General features: G+C 62.2%; 14 protein-coding genes. 9 read left to right on the forward strand and 5 right to left on the reverse strand.

The genetic code is table 11. The features are described 5' to 3' along the window. Window positions 1-176: 176 nt before the first annotated feature. Window positions 177-938 (forward strand): polysaccharide deacetylase family protein, encoded by a 762-nt coding sequence (locus DWB23_RS18725; protein ID WP_121744342.1) that lies wholly within the window; start codon window positions 177-179, stop codon window positions 936-938. A 36-nt stretch (window positions 939-974) separates the two neighbouring features. Here DWB23_RS18725 and DWB23_RS18730 read toward each other — a convergent pair whose 3' ends face one another. Beyond that, window positions 975-1,586 carry an SHOCT domain-containing protein gene (locus DWB23_RS18730; RefSeq protein ID WP_121744284.1) on the reverse strand — a complete coding sequence of 204 codons (612 nt, stop codon included), beginning with the start codon at window positions 1,584-1,586 and terminating at the stop codon, window positions 975-977. Between the two features lie 203 nt (window positions 1,587-1,789). Between DWB23_RS18730 and DWB23_RS18735 the strand changes: the two genes are divergently transcribed. After that, window positions 1,790-2,518 carry an aspartate/glutamate racemase family protein gene (locus tag DWB23_RS18735; protein WP_121744285.1) on the forward strand — a complete coding sequence of 243 codons (729 nt, stop codon included), beginning with the start codon at window positions 1,790-1,792 and terminating at the stop codon, window positions 2,516-2,518. Between the two features lie 578 nt (window positions 2,519-3,096). After that, entirely contained in the window at window positions 3,097-3,612 is a 516-nt protein-coding gene (locus DWB23_RS18740) for an Lrp/AsnC family transcriptional regulator (protein ID WP_121744286.1), read from the forward strand. 660 nt (window positions 3,613-4,272) lie between these two features. Here DWB23_RS18740 and DWB23_RS18745 read toward each other — a convergent pair. Then, on the reverse strand, window positions 4,273-4,782 hold the full coding sequence (locus DWB23_RS18745; RefSeq protein WP_121744287.1) for a PH domain-containing protein: 510 nt from the start codon (window positions 4,780-4,782) through the stop codon (window positions 4,273-4,275). A 174-nt stretch (window positions 4,783-4,956) separates the two neighbouring features. Between DWB23_RS18745 and lipA the strand changes: the two genes are divergently transcribed. The 4 genes from lipA to DWB23_RS18765 all read left to right on the forward strand — a co-directional run bounded on the left by lipA (window position 4,957) and on the right by DWB23_RS18765 (window position 10,018). Beyond that, window positions 4,957-5,919: a lipoyl synthase gene (lipA, locus tag DWB23_RS18750; protein ID WP_121744288.1), complete on the forward strand. Its 963-nt coding sequence runs from the start codon at window positions 4,957-4,959 to the stop codon at window positions 5,917-5,919. Between the two features lie 233 nt (window positions 5,920-6,152). Next, window positions 6,153-7,259 (forward strand): pyruvate dehydrogenase (acetyl-transferring) E1 component subunit alpha, encoded by a 1,107-nt coding sequence (gene pdhA / locus DWB23_RS18755; protein ID WP_121744289.1) that lies wholly within the window; start codon window positions 6,153-6,155, stop codon window positions 7,257-7,259. A 4-nt stretch (window positions 7,260-7,263) separates the two neighbouring features. Next, a complete protein-coding gene (locus DWB23_RS18760) occupies window positions 7,264-8,286 on the forward strand; it encodes an alpha-ketoacid dehydrogenase subunit beta (protein ID WP_121744290.1) in 1,023 nt (340 codons plus the stop codon). A gap of 1 nt (window position 8,287) precedes the next feature. Then, a complete protein-coding gene (locus DWB23_RS18765; protein WP_121744291.1) occupies window positions 8,288-10,018 on the forward strand; it encodes a dihydrolipoamide acetyltransferase family protein in 1,731 nt (576 codons plus the stop codon). Window positions 10,019-10,094: 76 nt separating this feature from the next. Here DWB23_RS18765 and DWB23_RS18770 read toward each other — a convergent pair whose 3' ends face one another. Beyond that, window positions 10,095-10,925, reverse strand: a complete 831-nt coding sequence (locus tag DWB23_RS18770) for a helix-turn-helix transcriptional regulator (RefSeq protein WP_121744292.1) — start codon at window positions 10,923-10,925, stop codon at window positions 10,095-10,097. Between the two features lie 224 nt (window positions 10,926-11,149). Between DWB23_RS18770 and DWB23_RS18775 the strand changes: the two genes are divergently transcribed. Together DWB23_RS18775 and lpdA are read left to right on the forward strand one after the other, a co-directional pair. Beyond that, window positions 11,150-12,253 carry a twin-arginine translocation signal domain-containing protein gene (locus DWB23_RS18775; RefSeq protein WP_121744293.1) on the forward strand — a complete coding sequence of 368 codons (1,104 nt, stop codon included), beginning with the start codon at window positions 11,150-11,152 and terminating at the stop codon, window positions 12,251-12,253. A 147-nt stretch (window positions 12,254-12,400) separates the two neighbouring features. Further along, window positions 12,401-13,876 carry a dihydrolipoyl dehydrogenase gene (gene lpdA / locus DWB23_RS18780; protein WP_121744294.1) on the forward strand — a complete coding sequence of 492 codons (1,476 nt, stop codon included), beginning with the start codon at window positions 12,401-12,403 and terminating at the stop codon, window positions 13,874-13,876. A gap of 572 nt (window positions 13,877-14,448) precedes the next feature. On the opposite strand, the gene DWB23_RS18790 is transcribed toward lpdA, so the two are convergent. After that, a complete protein-coding gene (locus DWB23_RS18790) occupies window positions 14,449-14,745 on the reverse strand; it encodes a DUF7521 family protein (protein WP_121744296.1) in 297 nt (98 codons plus the stop codon). After that, window positions 14,742-15,119 (reverse strand): winged helix-turn-helix domain-containing protein, encoded by a 378-nt coding sequence (locus DWB23_RS18795; RefSeq protein ID WP_121744297.1) that lies wholly within the window; start codon window positions 15,117-15,119, stop codon window positions 14,742-14,744. Before DWB23_RS18795 ends, DWB23_RS18790 begins: the two co-directional genes overlap by 4 nt. Window positions 15,120-16,098: the final 979 nt, after the last annotated feature.

Consider the following 16,098-nt stretch of genomic DNA (forward strand, 5'->3'; position numbering starts at 1 on the left):
CGTCGCGGACGCACGGTTCGTGAGACGATATTTGCCGCATCGTTTCTGTCATAGAAAATCACGAAAAGTCTTTTTAGCGGCTCTTCGAAGATAAAGCTGCAATGACATCGAAGGTCTGCCTTACGTACGACTTCGACGCGGTATCGACGTGGCTCTGGTCATACGACTCCTGGGATATGCCGACACGACACTCGAGAGGCGTCTACGGTGCCGAGGTCGGCGCACCGCGCTTGCTCGATCTCCACGACGAACACGAGATCCCCGCGACGTGGTTCGTCCCGGGTCACACCATCGACAGCTTTCCGGAGATCTGTGGCGACGTCTGGGATCGCGGGTACGATATCCAACACCACGGCTGGAGTCACACCGGCCCGGCGACGTACGAAACGAAAGAAGACGAGAAAGCCGACGTCGACCGCGCGATCGAGTCGATCGTCGATCTCACCGGACGCAAACCGACCGGCTATCGCTCGCCCGCCTGGGACTACTCGGCGGACACGCTGGACATCCTCGACGAAGTCGGCATCGAGTGGGACTCGAGCAAGATGGCGTCGGACTTCGAACCCCACTGGCTCTACGGGGACTGGAGCGCTCCCGAAGACGGCCCCTACGACCGCGGTGAGCCGACCGACATCGTCGAACTCCCCGTCTCCTGGCAGCGCGACGACTGGCCGGCGCTGACCTTCACCTGGGCACGACCGCATCGAATGGGTTACGTGAGCGAGGATTCCCTCTTCCAGCGCTACTACGATCAGTTCGACTGGATGCACGAGAACGTCGACGACGGCGTCTTCATCCTGACGATGCACCCGCAGGTCATCGGGCAGGCACATCGCATCAGCCGACTCGAGGAACTCATCGAGCACATGCAGTCGAAAGACGACGTCGAATTCGCGGAGATGGACGACGTCGCGGCCGAGTTCCGAGAGAACAACTGATCCGTTTCGTCCGCCCCGATCCGGCGACTGACCGACTCAGATCCGATCGAGCAACTCCCGTTTTTTCGCCTCGAACTCGTCCGCGGTCAGGATCCCTCGCTCGTGGAGTTCGGCGAGTTGCTCGATGCGCTCGATCGGATCGTCGGTCTCGGGGTCGCCGAGTCGCTGTTGGATCGTTGCGAGCGCATCAGCGGCCACCGTTCGGCCGCTCCGTCCGACGTCGATGTAGTACCGGCGTGTTCCGCGGAGGACCAGCCGCTGACTTCCGTTCGCCGTCTCGAGGCTCGCGGCGGCGAGTTCGTCGAAGGGAACCGTCCGGTACTCGTCGCTCGCGGGATCGTCGCGTTGCACGACGAGCAGTAGCCGGCGGTCCGTAACCACCGTCATCAGATCCGTTCCGTGGCTGGCCATCTTTCGCGTACGGCTCGCTTCTCGGGCGGCGTCGTCATGGTCGTCGCGCTCGTAATCCATGAGGCGGCCTCGGAGAACGGCGTGTAGCCGTTCACCGTCGTCAAGTCGGTCGACGAGCGCGGTGCGTCGGACACCACCCAATTCCGTCGCCCGAACCGACTCGCCCGCCGTCTCGGCGATCAGTCCGTCGCTGAACGGGATATCTCCGTCGTCTCGGTCTGCGTCGGAGCGTTTCATACAGGTGGACTCCACCCGCACGTGTAATACGGTACCGGTTAGCCGAGTACACGGCGACGCCTCCCGCGGGCGTTCGCCCCCCTCGTCGCCTCGAGCGACCGTTTCGTCGCGTTCCGATAGTCGCGGCTTTCGGCCCGCCGAGCGGGCCGGGCACAGCAAACGCTTTGCGGGCTCCGGACGAACGCTCACGCGGTAGCCGAGCTATGAAAATCAAAGCGATCAATCCCAACACGACCCTCGAGATGACCGAAAACATCGGCGTCGTCGCGGACAGGTACACGAGCGACGACACCGAGATCACGGCGGTCTCGCCCGAGCGCGGGCCGGTGAGCATCGAATCCTACTACGACGACTATCTCGCCGTCCCGGGAATTCTCGAGGAGATCATCACCGCAGGCGACGAGTACGACGCCTTCGTAAACGCCTGTTGGGGCGACCCCGGTCTCGACGCGTGTCGCGAAGTGACGGACAAACCGGTCGTCGGAATCGCCGAAGGATCGATGTACGTCGCGAATATGCTCGGCGCGACCTTCTCCGTCGCAACGATTCTCCCGCGTGCGCGGGATTTCATCGAAGAAGCGGTTCGAAAAACGGGGCTGGAAGGTAACTGCGCCTCCGTGCGCTGTACCGACTTGACCGTGGTCGAAACCGAAACGACTCGCGACGCTGCGGCCGAGGCCCTGCTCGATGCGAGCCGGCGAGCGATCGACGAAGACGGTGCCGAAGTGATCTGTCTCGGCTGTGCCGGGATGGGCGGTCTCGACGAACCGCTCGAGGAGGAACTCCCCGTTCCGGTCATCGACAGCGTCGGCGCGGGTGCCGTACTCGCCGAAAGTCTCGTGCAACTCGAAAAGACCACGAGCAAGATTCGAACCTACAAACGACCCGAATCGAAGACGATCGCGGGCTATCCCGAGCAGTACCAACTGTAACGCGCTCTCACGGACCCGCTGCAGACTCGAATCGCCGTCCACGAAAGTATCGAATGACCGTTTCGCGGCCGCTCGAGTTCACATGGTTCTTGTGAACAGACATCACTATTGTCACTCCATTCGTTCGCTTCTACTCGCCGGCAGTGATACTAGCGTCGACTTCGACAGAAATTATTGCCGTTTTCGAATATTTACACAGGTACTACTGTAATCTATGTATCGGCTAGTATTCTGGATGATCGTCCGATAATTGGGGATATTACTTTTATACAGGTCGAGAAATATGCGATTAGTGGATACAGTTCCACCCTTACCGCTCTAAAACCAAATTATCAAAGCCATATCGTATCGTTCTCGATCGCTTCTTTGAGCGTTTCAGCCGTGGTTGATCCATGGTAACGATGAACTAACTCTCGAGAGGTGTACGCTGAAATCCCCTGCTGTCAGCGTTGCTGTCGATCTCGGACACCGCGTCCGACGTGTAGTCGCGGACACTCGCGGCCTCTCGAGTATTTGGACGTTGATCGAATCGAAGCTGGTATACCGGTGGTTGTTGAAACATTTTCCAATTACCACACATGGATGACAACACCGACACCGAAATCGCGCTCGACGAAACCGATCTCACGATCCTCGAGCGAGTCGAACAGAACAGCGATGTCAGCCTCGAGAGTTTGGCGGCCGAACTCGACCTCTCGAAATCCGCCGTTCACTACCGGTTGAACAAACTGAAAGAGAACGGTGTCATCACGTCGGTTTCCGCCGACGTCGATCCGCTGGCGATCGGTCTCAACATGCTGATGATTACGGACGTTTCGGTGTCTCACGACAGCGGATACGCGACCGATATCGGTGAGGCGCTGGCGGACATCGACGGCGTCTACCAGCTGTACTATACGATGGGAGACGTCGATTTCACCGTCCTGTCTCGAGTGCAAAACCGCGAACAGATGAACGACCTCATCGACGATATCGTCGCTATCGACGGCGTCAATCACACCTCCTCGAAATTCGTCATGAAGGAACTCAAGACCGGGAACGAAACGGTTGCGAACATGTCCGACGAGATGATCGAAAACGTGCTGCAAGAGTAAGTCGATCACCGGTAGCCTGCGATGGCCCACCGGCGATCAGAAAACCGTCTCGAGCGAACGAACCATTCCCAAGAAACTCAATTAGAGTTTTTAGATACAGGTCTAATAACCTTTTCTTGATATTTTGTGGTCGTTCCCGAATTCGTCTACCGTTCCCTGTGTTCCGGCCCCATCTCTTCCGGGAGCGCGTCACGGTTCTCTCACGTCTTTTCGAAACACTCGGTAACTCTTGTACTCCTTAGTTTCTTACTGGCTGCATCTGGGGCTCCTTGCCGAAATTGCTAGAATATATCGAAAAACTCACCTTCAACTCCTTCTCTTGAATTAACCTAATGGTTTCCTGAGAGGTCGAAAGGATATATCTGAAAACCACATGTACAGTGGCTATATCTCTCAGAATGTGTTCTATTGTCGACCGAGGGGCGTATCATGATCCAGCCAATATCGAATTTTCACTCGAATCCGTGCCCCCAGTATGGAGTATCGATCGAGCCGGCCCGAACGAGAGCGTCGACAAATTATCGTTTTGGGTAATTATATCCTCTCTGTTAGTTTATGGCGAAGGGATAAACTCTAATAAAGTTTCTAAACCTGCGATGACGAGGAACACCGAGCGATTCGATCCGGCGAACCCGCCGTTGTCGTCCGACGAGCACTCGCTTACGTCTCCGCCGACGACACCTCTCCGAGTTGATTACTGAGGAGACTCGAGACGCGTTCGGGGCTGGGGACTCGCTCGAAGGTGAGTTCGGGTTCGCCGGAACCGGCGGTGTAGACGGTCAGATCCCCGTAGCCGAGCGCGCGGCCGGGAACGGTCTGGCTGAGACTGGTGTTCTGGACGCGGTCGAGGCGGAACTGGGTGACGTCTCTCGAGACGACGCCGTGTTTCTTGTACAGTTCCGTCGTGGTGATCACGTAGCGGGTATTCGTCCAGACGAGGTATCGAGCGAGCACGAGGACCGCGCCGGCGACCGCTAGCAGGACGCCGACGATCGTCAAGAGCCCGGCACCGTCGGTTACGGTCCAGCCGACGAGGACGAGGCCGAGGAGTACGATGCCGACCCCGGCCGGCAGTCCCATCCCCATCGTGATCGGGTGGGGGCGACTCTCCCAGACGACGTCGTCATCGTCGCTGATGTGAAACCAGTCGGGGGTCGTGCTGAACGCCATTGCTGTGGGTATTCCACTCCGCCGCCTAAAGCTATCGGGCGGCTACGGTCCGTAAGCCGGACATACACCGCTCGAGACGGGTCGCATTCCGCGAGTACCCGACGGACGCGGCGCGCGTGTCGGGGTGACCCCGTCATCACCACGGTTTTTGACTCCGCGACCCGTTGACCGGGTATGAGCAGCGCACGCAAGCCCGACTGGCTGAAGATGCGACCGCCGTCGGGACGGGAGTTCGCGGGCATTCGGGAGACGCTACGCGAACGGAACTTACACACCGTCTGCGAGGAGGCGAACTGTCCGAACCTCGGCGAGTGCTGGTCGGGCGGTGCCGGCACGGGCGACAGCGAGGGCGGCACGGCCACGTTCATGCTGATGGGCGATCGGTGCTCTCGAGCCTGCAACTTCTGTGACGTCGAAACCGGCGGGATGGAGGCGCTCGATCCCGACGAACCCGCGAACGTCGCGGAGGCGATCGCCGAGATCGGACTGGACTACGTCGTCTTGACGAGCGTCGATCGGGACGACCTGCCGGATCAGGGCGCGGGCCACTTCGCCGAAACGATCCGCGAGATCAAGGCGCGCCATCCCGGCATCCTCGTCGAAGTCCTGATCCCCGACTTTCAGGGCGAGGAACGGCTCGTCCGAAAGATCGTCGACGCCGATCCGGACGTGATCGCCCACAACGTCGAGACCGTCGAACGACTGCAGTTTCCCGTGCGGGACCGCCGCGCGGGTTACGAACAGAGCCTCGGCGTGCTCGAGCAGGTCGAACGCGAGTCCGACATCTACACGAAGACGTCGATCATGCTCGGCCACGGCGAGTACGACCACGAGGTCTACCAGACGATGGCCGACCTGCGCGAGCGCGGGGTGGATATCGTCACGCTGGGTCAGTACCTCCGTCCCTCGCGGAGCCACCTCGAGGTCAGGCGCTACGACCATCCGGACAAGTACGAGACGTGGCGTCGCGTCGCCGAGGAGGAACTGGACTTCCTCTACTGCGCCAGCGGGCCGATGGTACGCTCGTCGTACAAGGCGGGCGAACTGTTCGTCGACGCCGTACTGCGCGAGGGCAAGAGCGTCGAGGAGGCGAGAGCCGACGCGCGGCACACGTCGTCCCAACAGACGAACTCCTGAGCCGACGGCTGAAACCGCGGCCGTCACTTTCGGACAGACTCGCGCAAGTATTTACGTATCGACACTAATTCTCCTCCGAACACGACGAAACAAGCACTGATGGACACATGTGGACAAATATGGCCACAACTAGCCCGATCGGATGGCAAGAATCTCGTATACAGTAAACTATTTTGGGAAACTCCTTTACCGTGAGCGATAGTTCGGTAGGGTATGTACAGGTGGGTCTACCCGTGAGTACGTTACAGCGCAACCCCCGGGACCGAGTACAGATACTCGACGAAGCCGGTCGAGTTCTCGAGGGCGCCGAGGTTCCCGACCTGAGCGCCGAGGAACTGATCGAGATGTACGAGCAGATGCGGCTGGTTCGTCACTTCGACGAGCGGGCGGTGAGCCTCCAGCGACAGGGTCGGATGGGAACGTATCCGCCGCTGTCGGGCCAGGAAGGCGCTCAGGTCGGCAGCGCCCACGCCCTCGATCAGGACGATTGGGTGTTCCCCAGCTACCGCGAACACGGCACCGCGCTGGTTCGCGGCATGACCTTGGAACGCACGCTGCTCTACTGGATGGGACACGAACAGGGCAACAACATCCCCGACGACGCCAACATTTTCACCGTCGCGGTTCCCATCGCGACCCAGATCCCCCACGCGACGGGGGCCGCCTGGGCCTCGAAGCTCAAAGGCGAGGAGAAGGCGTTCCTCTGTTACTTCGGCGACGGCGCGACGAGCGAGGGCGACTTCCACGAGGGCCTCAACTTCGCGGGCGTCTTCGATACGCCGTCGGTCTTCTTCTGTAACAACAACCAGTGGGCGATCTCGGTCCCTCGAGAGCGCCAGACGGCGAGCGAGACGCTGGCCCAGAAGGCCGAAGCCTACGGTTTCGAGGGCGTCCAGGTCGACGGGATGGATCCCCTCGCGGTCTACAAGGTCACCCGCGAGGCCGTCGAAAAAGCGAAGAACCCGGGCGAAGGCGAACTTCGCCCGACGCTGATCGAGGCGGTCCAGTACCGCTTCGGTGCACACACCACGGCCGACGACCCTACCGTCTACCGGGACGACGACGAGGTCGAACGCTGGAAGCAAAAGGATCCGATCCCGCGCCTCGAGGCGTATCTCCGGAACGAAGGGATCCTCGACGACGAGCGCGTCGAGGAAATCGAGTCCCGGATCCAGACGAACGTGGCCGACGCGATCGACACGGCCGAGTCGATCGAACGACCGGATCCCGAGGAGATCTTCGCACACGTTTACGAGGGGATGCCCCGACGGTTACAACGACAACTCGAGTACTTCGAATCGATTCGCGAGCGACACGGCGACGATGCGCTCTTAGAGTGATACCATGGCTGCAGAGACAGACACACACGCACACGCAGACGCGGACGGAGAATCGGAGAGCCTCACGCTGGTGCAGGCGGTTCGAGACGGCTTGCACACCGAGATGGAACGCGACGATGACGTCGTCGTCATGGGCGAAGACGTCGGGAAGAACGGCGGCGTCTTCCGCGCGACGGAGGGGCTGTACGACGAGTTCGGCGAGAATCGGGTTATCGACACGCCCCTCGCCGAATCCGGCATCGTCGGGACGGCGATCGGGATGGCCGCCTACGGCATGCGCCCGGTTCCGGAGATGCAGTTCCTGGGGTTCATCTACCCCGCGTTCGACCAGATCGTCTCCCACGCCGCACGCCTGCGCTCTCGCTCGCGCGGACGGTATACGTGCCCGATGGTCATTCGGGCACCCTACGGCGGCGGCATCCGGGCCCCCGAACACCACTCCGAGTCGACGGAGGCGATGTTCGTCCACCAGCCCGGACTCAAGGTCGTCATGCCCTCGACGCCCCGCGATACGAAGGGACTGCTGATCAGCGCGATCCGGAGCCCCGATCCGGTGCTCTTCCTCGAGCCGAAACTTATCTATCGGGCGTTCCGCGAGGACGTTCCCAGCGAATCGTACGAAATTCCGCTCGGCGAGGCGGCCGTTCGCCGCGAGGGAAGCGATATCTCGGTCTACACGTGGGGCGCAATGAGTCGGCCGACGATCGAGGCCGCCGAGAACCTCGCCGGCGAGATCGACGTCGAGGTCATCGACTTGCGGACGCTCTCGCCGCTGGACGAGGAGACGATCGTCGACTCGTTCAGGAAGACGGGGCGCGCCGCGGTCGTCCACGAGGCTCCCAAAACGGGCGGGCTGGGTGCGGAGATCACCGCGACGCTCCAGGAGGAGGCGCTGCTCCACCAGGAAGCGCCGGTCGAGCGCATTACGGGCTTCGACACGCCGTTCCCGCTGTACGCGCTCGAGGATTACTACCTGCCGGAACCGGCCCGCATCGAGGACGGCATTCGAGACGCGATGGAGTTCTAACATGGTCCGCGAATTCGAACTACCGGACGTCGGCGAGGGAGTCGCGGAGGGAGAACTGGTTTCGTGGCTGGTCGAGGAGGGCGACGAGGTTTCGGAAGACCAGCCGGTTGCGGAGGTCGAAACGGACAAGGCCCTCGTCGAGGTCCCGTCGCCGGTCAACGGGACGGTCCGCGAGTTGCACGTCGAGGCGGGCGCGGTCGTTCCCGTCGGGACGGTCATCATCTCGTTCAACGTGGAGGGCGAGGACAGCGAGACGCCACGCGCCTCGGACGCGAGTAGCGCGGAACAACGTTCCGCTGACAGTCGAGCGGCAGAGCCGCGAGACGACGGTGAAACCGCGAGCGAGGGCGAGACGACCGCGTCGGAGGACCAGCAGCGGGCGAGCGCACCCGCCGGCGTCGACGAACCCGACGACGCGACGACCCAGTCCGATGCCGACGAACCAGCCGGCAGCGCTGGTGCCATCGGTGCCGACGCCGACGAAACCGCGACGCCGCAGGATCGCGTCTTCGCGCCACCGCGCGTGCGAAAGATGGCCCGAGCGGAAGGGATTGACCTCGCGCAGATCCGTGGCAGCGGTCCCGGCGGTCGGATCACCGCGGCCGACGTGCAGGCTGCAACAGACGACGGAGACGAACGGGAATCCGGCGGGCGGACGGCACCCGAATCGACGGCCGAGGCCGACGACTCGAGCGACACCGAAACCGGTGACGGGACGGCAGCGGCGGCCTCGAGTCAGGCCAGGACGGGAACGAGCGAGCCGCCGGCGCAGATCGAGTCCGCCGACCGCGACAAGACACTTGCCGCACCCGCGACCCGGCGAATCGCCCAGGAGGCGGGCGTCGACATCGACGCCGTCCCGACCGACGAGAAACGCGAGGGCGAGGCATTCGTGACGCCCGAGGCGGTTCGGGAGTACGCCGAGGCCCAACGGCGGGCCCAGGAGGCCGATCGAGCGGCGGTCGAGGCCGGCGAACCGGTCGGCGATGCCGAGGCGGGGCCCGACTTCGCACCCGGCGAGCGAGAGCGCCGCGAACCGTTCAAAGGCGTTCGCAAGCGGATCGCCGAGGCGATGGTCGAGTCGAAATACAGCGCGCCACACGTCACCCACCACGACGAGGTCGACGTGACGGCTCTCGTCGAGGCTCGGGAGGAACTGAAACCGCACGCCGACGAGCAGGGGATCCGGCTGACCTACATGCCGTTCATCATGAAGGCAGTCGTGGCCGGGCTGAAAGAATACCCCGAGATGAACGCGGTCATCGACGAGGACGCGGAGGAGATCGTCTACCGGGATTACTACAACATCGGCGTCGCCACCGCGACCGACGTCGGACTGATGGTCCCGGTCGTCGACGACGCCGATCGGAAGGGACTCTTACAGCTCTCTTCTGAGATGAACGAGGTCGTCCAGAAGGCTCGCGAGCGCACGATCAGCCCCGACGAATTACGCGGATCGACGTTTACGATCACCAACGTCGGGGGCATCGGCGGCGAGTACGCCACGCCGATCATCAATTACCCCGAGGCGGGGATCCTTGCAATCGGCGAAATCAAGCGCAAACCCCGCGTCGTAACCGACGAGAACGGCGCGGAGTCGATCGAGCCACGGTCCGTGCTGACGCTGTCGCTGTCGTTCGATCACCGACTGATCGACGGCGCGGTGGGCGCGCAGTTTACGAACACCGTCATGAAGTACCTCGAGAACCCGAACCTTCTCCTGCTCGAGTGACTCGCCGCGAGCACATCCGTGCTCGCGGTTCGGGATTCTGACTCGAACTTCCCGTCGAATCCAGCCGTCAGTCGCGTCACCGCTCGAGGAGCGAAACGTGGTCCGTCGCGGCGATCGGACGGGCGCGAGAGCGATACCGCTTGCGGACGTTCCTGGCCCACTCGATCGACTCGTCCGACGTCATGCGGCCGAAACTGCAGATGTGGCCGCGCTCGGTATACGTCGTGACGCCGACTTCGATGTTCTCGTCCGGTGCGTCGACGATGAACAGTCCGAACGGGAGCGAGTCGTCCGTCACCGCCACGACGGATTCGGCGGACCGGATTACCGCTCGACAGTCCGTCCGGTGGTGTTCGACCAGAGAATCGAGGGTCGCCGACTCGATGACGAGATCCACCGTCAACAACTCGGCGTCGAGTTTCGTCGCCAGGGCGTCGACCGACCGCGGATAGACGAGCGCGGCGAGTCCGGACACGTGCTCGGCCCGATCCAACCACTCGAGAAACGCGTTGAGCGGCGCTTCCGGACTCGTCTCGGTCGTGACGACCTCCGCGTCGCGGATCACCGACGTCGGCGGCAGTTCGTCGGTCGGGACCCCCTCGAGCAGCGGTCCGGCACCGTAAATCCCCTTCGAGAGGCTCATCGCGTCGCGGTAGAGTTCGGCGTGCAGGTGCCCTCTGTTCGTCAGTCGGTAGCCATCCGACGTTTGCTCCACGAGCGACTGCTGTCGTAACTCGCGGGTCTGGTTGTACACGGTCGACTTCGAAACGCCCAGCTCCGCCGCCAACTCTCCTTTGTACTCCGGTCCATCGCGGAGCGCCTCGAGGAGCGGTGCCGACTTCGCGAGACAGCGGACCAGGGAGTCGAACCGCGGCGGTTCCCGCCGTTGTGCGGCTTGCTCCCCCATGAGATATTAGTATTAATGAACAAAAACTGAAATAAAATGTACTGTACCGGAGAAAACCACCTCTTCCCTACGGCCGGTACGGGCCGCCGATCGCCGGTGCTCTAACTCTGTGCCCCACCTATACCTCTTCGGTGGGGAGTGCGGAGACGACTCCCATCGGAGGATCTTTCAGACCGACCTATTCGAATACCATCATTACCGAACCGATCGTTGGCCTACGGGAGATGACTCGCGATACCAACGGACGGGACGCAAACGAGCGCACACGATCGAACCGACGACAGTTTCTGCACACCGCCGGCGCGACGACGGCGGTGTTCGGTCTGTCCGCGGTCGGAGCGGCGACCGTCACCGCCAGTGACGAATCCGACTCCGTCACAGTCCTCACCGGAAGCTACGACAGTCCGGTCGAGACCGACGCCGTTGACGCGATCGATAAGACCGTCGAGCGCGCCGCTACTGACCGCGACGAGCCGACGCCGCTCGCCAGATCCGAGCCGGCCGGGAAAACGGACTCGAGCGAACTCGTCGCGTACATGCGCGAAATGGGCGACGACGGCGTCGTCCGTGAATACCGTGGCGTCGCCGAAACGCCCGGCTCGGCCTCCCTCCTCCACGAGCGCGCCGAACGCCGCGCAACGGCGCTCGAGCGTCGAGATTCCTGGGAGCCCCAGAGGGGGTTCGATCGAAACCAGCTCTCGACGCAGGACCTCGACATCGAGAACATGGAACGAATCTACGAGAATCACCTCGAGACGGTCAAAGAGCCGTTCGGCGTCGTCGGGACGTGGATCGACTGGTACCATACGCGCGACGAGGACCGGGCCGTCAACGCGATCACCCAGCGCGTCGCCATGGAACCCGGGACCCAGCTGTGGGGCTCCACCTGGGGGAACAACGACGGGTTCGCGGAAACCGACTGGAGCAACAACGAAATCGGCGGCGAGGAACTCAACGACTGGGAACCGTTCGGCACGCAGGACGGGTCCGTCAACAAGAGCGTGAGCGTCTCCGCGTCGCTGTCGGCGTCGCCCTCGCTGTCGGCGTCAGTCAGCTGGACCTACAGCCAGCCAGCGCTGATGGTGGAGGATCAGACGAGCTTTCACGAGAACAAGAACCACTGGTTCTTCGACGCGAACACCGGCGCGACCGAAACGAGCACCATCGGAATCCGTCCCGGAAGCATCTGCTACACGAACCTGCCGACCTGCGAGTGGAAGCAGGTCTGTCAGGTCAAGACGATCGGCACCTTTTTCGAGGAATCGACGTTCCACGACCACCACGAGACCTTCGGACATCACGAAAACCTCAGCGTACAGCACTGCTGAACGCGACCTGGACACGCGGACTCGAGAACCGTCGGCATATCAGTGCCGGCCGTTTTCGAACGAGGGCCACGAATACCGGTGTTGCGGGCGGATTCTCTCGACCGAGAAGGGATACCTACACTATCCTTCGGCTCATTTATTCGCGTCATGGTCGTCGGAGATGTCACCACTGGAACGGACGTACTGGTAATCGGTGCTGGCCCGGCCGGCTACGTGGCCGCGATTCGCGCCGGACAGCTCGATCTCGATGTCACGCTCGTCGAAAAGGAGGCCTACGGTGGTACCTGCCTGAACCACGGCTGTATCCCGTCGAAGGCCCTGATCACGGCGACCGATGTCGCCCACGAGGCCGCAACCGCCGAGGAGATGGGGATCCACGCCGACCCCGCGATCGACCTCGCGGGGATGGTCGATTGGAAAGACGACGTCGTCGATCAACTCACCAGCGGCGTCGAGAAACTCTGCAAGGCCAATCAGGTCAATCTACTCGAGGGTACCGCGACCTTCGTCGACGAAAACACCGTCCGCGTCTCTCACAGCGGCGAGGGACAGGGCTCGGAAACCCTCGAGTTCGAACACGCCATCGTCGCGACGGGTTCTCGCCCCATCTCGATTCCGGACTTTTCGTTCGGGGCCGAGCAGGTTCTGAACTCGAGACAGGCGCTGGCGCTCGATTCCGTTCCCGACTCGCTGGTGATCGTCGGGGCCGGCTACATCGGCATGGAACTGGCGAACGTCTTCGCGAAGCTGGGAACCGACGTCACGGTGATCGAGATGCTCGACTCCGTGCTGCCGGGCTACGACGACGACCTCAAACGACCGGTCAAACAGCGAGCCGAGGAGCTGGGCATCGAGTTCCACTTCGGCTACACGGCCTCGGAGTGGTACGAGCCGGACGGCGGCATCCGCGTCGTCGCCGAGCCGGTATCACAGGCCGCCGCGGACGGCGGTGCAGCGACCGGCGACGCCGACACGACCGAAGACGACCGTCTCGAACTCGACGTCGAACAGGTGCTCGTCGCCGTCGGCCGCGAACCCGTCTCCGATACGCTCGATCTGGCGAACGCTGGCGTCGAGACCGACGACCGAGGATTCATCGACACCGACTCGCGTGCGCGCACGAACGTCGAGCACATTTTCGCCGTCGGCGACGTGGCGGGCGAACCGATGCTCGCCCACAAGGGAAGCATGGAGGGACAGGTCGCCGCCGAAGTAATCGCCGGCGAACCCGCGGCGATCGACTACCAGGCCATGCCCGCCGTCGTCTTTACCGATCCCGAAATCGCGACCGTCGGAATGACGGAGACGGACGCCGCGGAGGCCGGATTCGAAACCGTCGTCGGACAGTTCCCGTTCCGAGCCAGCGGCCGCGCGCTGACGACCGGTGACTCGGATGGCTTCGTGAAGATCGTCGCCGACGAGGCGGACGGATTCGTTCTCGGGGCCTCGATCGTCGGTCCCGAAGCGTCCGAACTCGTCGCCGAACTCGGACTCGCGATCGAGTTGGGTGCAACGCTCGAGGACATCGCCTCGACGGTCCACGCCCATCCGACGCTCTCGGAGTCGGTGATGGAAGCCGCCGAGAACGCACTCGGCCACGCGATTCACACGTTAAATCGGTAACCCATTCGGGCTCTCGTCACCTCCGAACGCACCGACGACTCCACTCTCCAGATCACTGTCGCTGGTATCCGCGGTGCCCTCACCGACTGTTCGCTTCCGTTCTCGAGCGATGCTAGTTGCACTTCGAGTCGTCAAACCGGGACACTTCTTCATCCCGTCGGTCGAACGCCCACATGATCGACGGCCGGAGCGCACCGACGACACTCGTCTCGCCCGGGACCGCCGTCGATCGGCTCGCAGGGCGATACGGTGCGTCTCAAATCGCGACCAACGGCTACTGGATGTATCGGTTCGCACACCGCAACCGATTCACCGTCCTTGAGGCGGGCGACGGGCCGATTCTCGAGTCGATCCGACACGGTAACACGCGATTACCACCGTCTCCACCGAATATTACGCCCTCGGGTTCGAGGTCGACTCCGATCCGAACTCGCTCGACTCACCGTCACAAAACCCTCCACGTCATGAACGGGGCCGCTACTCGGGGGGTGATTATCGCAATCGTCTACGAAGAAGCGATGGACATTGACGAATTCGATAACGTCCTGATAACGTCGGTGGGCTCCCGTCCCTCATTGCACGTACAGCGAGTACGCGATCACGAGGAAGCCGGCCAGGACGAGCAGGCTCTCGAGCAAGATTCCTAACTCGAGCTGGACGCCGAGCAGTTCATAGAGCATTCCGGCGAGGACGAGTCCGAGCGTCACGAGTCCGAACCCACCAGCGAGCAGCCCGAGCGCCCGTTGGCGCGTCCGTCGGTAGGCCTTGAACGCGAAATACGTGATAACGCCGCCAACAACGAGCACGAGCGTCTTAACGATCGCGAGCGCAAGCGTGATCTCGGTCGCGCCGGTCTGATATGGACTCATGTTTCCTTTCGCACCTCCGACCACAGCTCCGCGAGCCGTTCGTCCGCCGTCCGGGCCGGTCGCTCGATCTGGACCGCCAGCGATCGATCCTCGTCCAAACCGAGCGTGATCTCGTCGAACGCCACCGCGTACTTGCTCGCGTGGTGACCGTCCTGGCGGATCTCGGTCGACTCCTCGAGCAACGTCGACTCGGTCAGGAGCTCGAGCTTTCGGTACAGCGTCGATTGTGGAATGTCACACCGTTTCGCTAGCTCAGAAGCCGTCATGGGTTCCTCGAGATTCCGGATAATCTCGCGGCAGTCAGGGTCGTCGAGCGCAGCGCAGATCTCCTCCGCTGGCGGCGTCGACTCCGAAGCGATCGGGTCCCGGACCATTCGTCTACCCCTTACAACGCACGTGGTTTATCGGCATCGATGCGTTTCCCGCCCGTCCAGGCCGATGGACGGGCTCGCCGAACCCGTTCGCCTGTCGGAGCGCCGCCCCAGTCACGAAGCTTTCTTGCGCGTGCACGCTCGAGTAGGAGCCACGCGGGTCTCATTCGGTCCGACCGCGTCTACAAGGGCGGGATGATCGGCCGACCTCCGCCCGCGTCACACGGCTACCGATCGCTCAGTTGTCACGTTCGCCCCGTTCTGGAGTGACCGCTGTATTTCGTTGACTATCGGTTGACGTGTGGTCCGTCGAGGAAGCTGATCGACCCCTTCCGCTGGCTTCCAGCCGACAGTCCGTTTATTAGTATGAATGAATTGACCGATTACTGGAAAACCGTGCCATGGTATCGGCTTTCTATGGTCGATTCATTCGACGGCCTTATATGTGGAACGGGCATTCGGTATTAATGCGAACGACGTGACGCACTCCGTCGCGTTCCCTCCGGCCGCGTTCCGGCACGGAGGTAGGCACTGCATCCACTCTCGTACACACGGTCCATCGGTTCTATCCGATGGCCTTATCCGTACAAGGGCACTCGAAATCGGATGTGCTCGTGGCCGGCATCGCCGGTCACAGCGATCCGCTGCCCTTATACGTGTCCGGGCGTTCAAATCGAATCGGAAATGCCTTGACGGAAGCGGTTTCCGTCGGGCTCCGATCCGACGCCCTTATATGTACGAGGGGATTCGGATGTAATTGCAAAAGAAGCTGTGATCGACGGGGCGTTCAACCCGCTTCGTCATCTCGGATGGCTCGAGTCCGAAGGGGTTATGTACCCCAGACGGATTACGAACACATCCGAAGGAAATGAGGATTCCACCCCTGCGGTCCGCCGTACAGATGGGATCTGATGTTAGCCTTGGTAGTTCGGTGACGCCCGATCGGTCTTCGATCGCGGTCACCGAACGTGGACCCATTTAT

Origin of the sequence: Natronorubrum halophilum (genome assembly GCF_003670115.1) — an archaeon.
Lineage (GTDB): Archaea > Halobacteriota > Halobacteria > Halobacteriales > Natrialbaceae > Natronorubrum > Natronorubrum halophilum.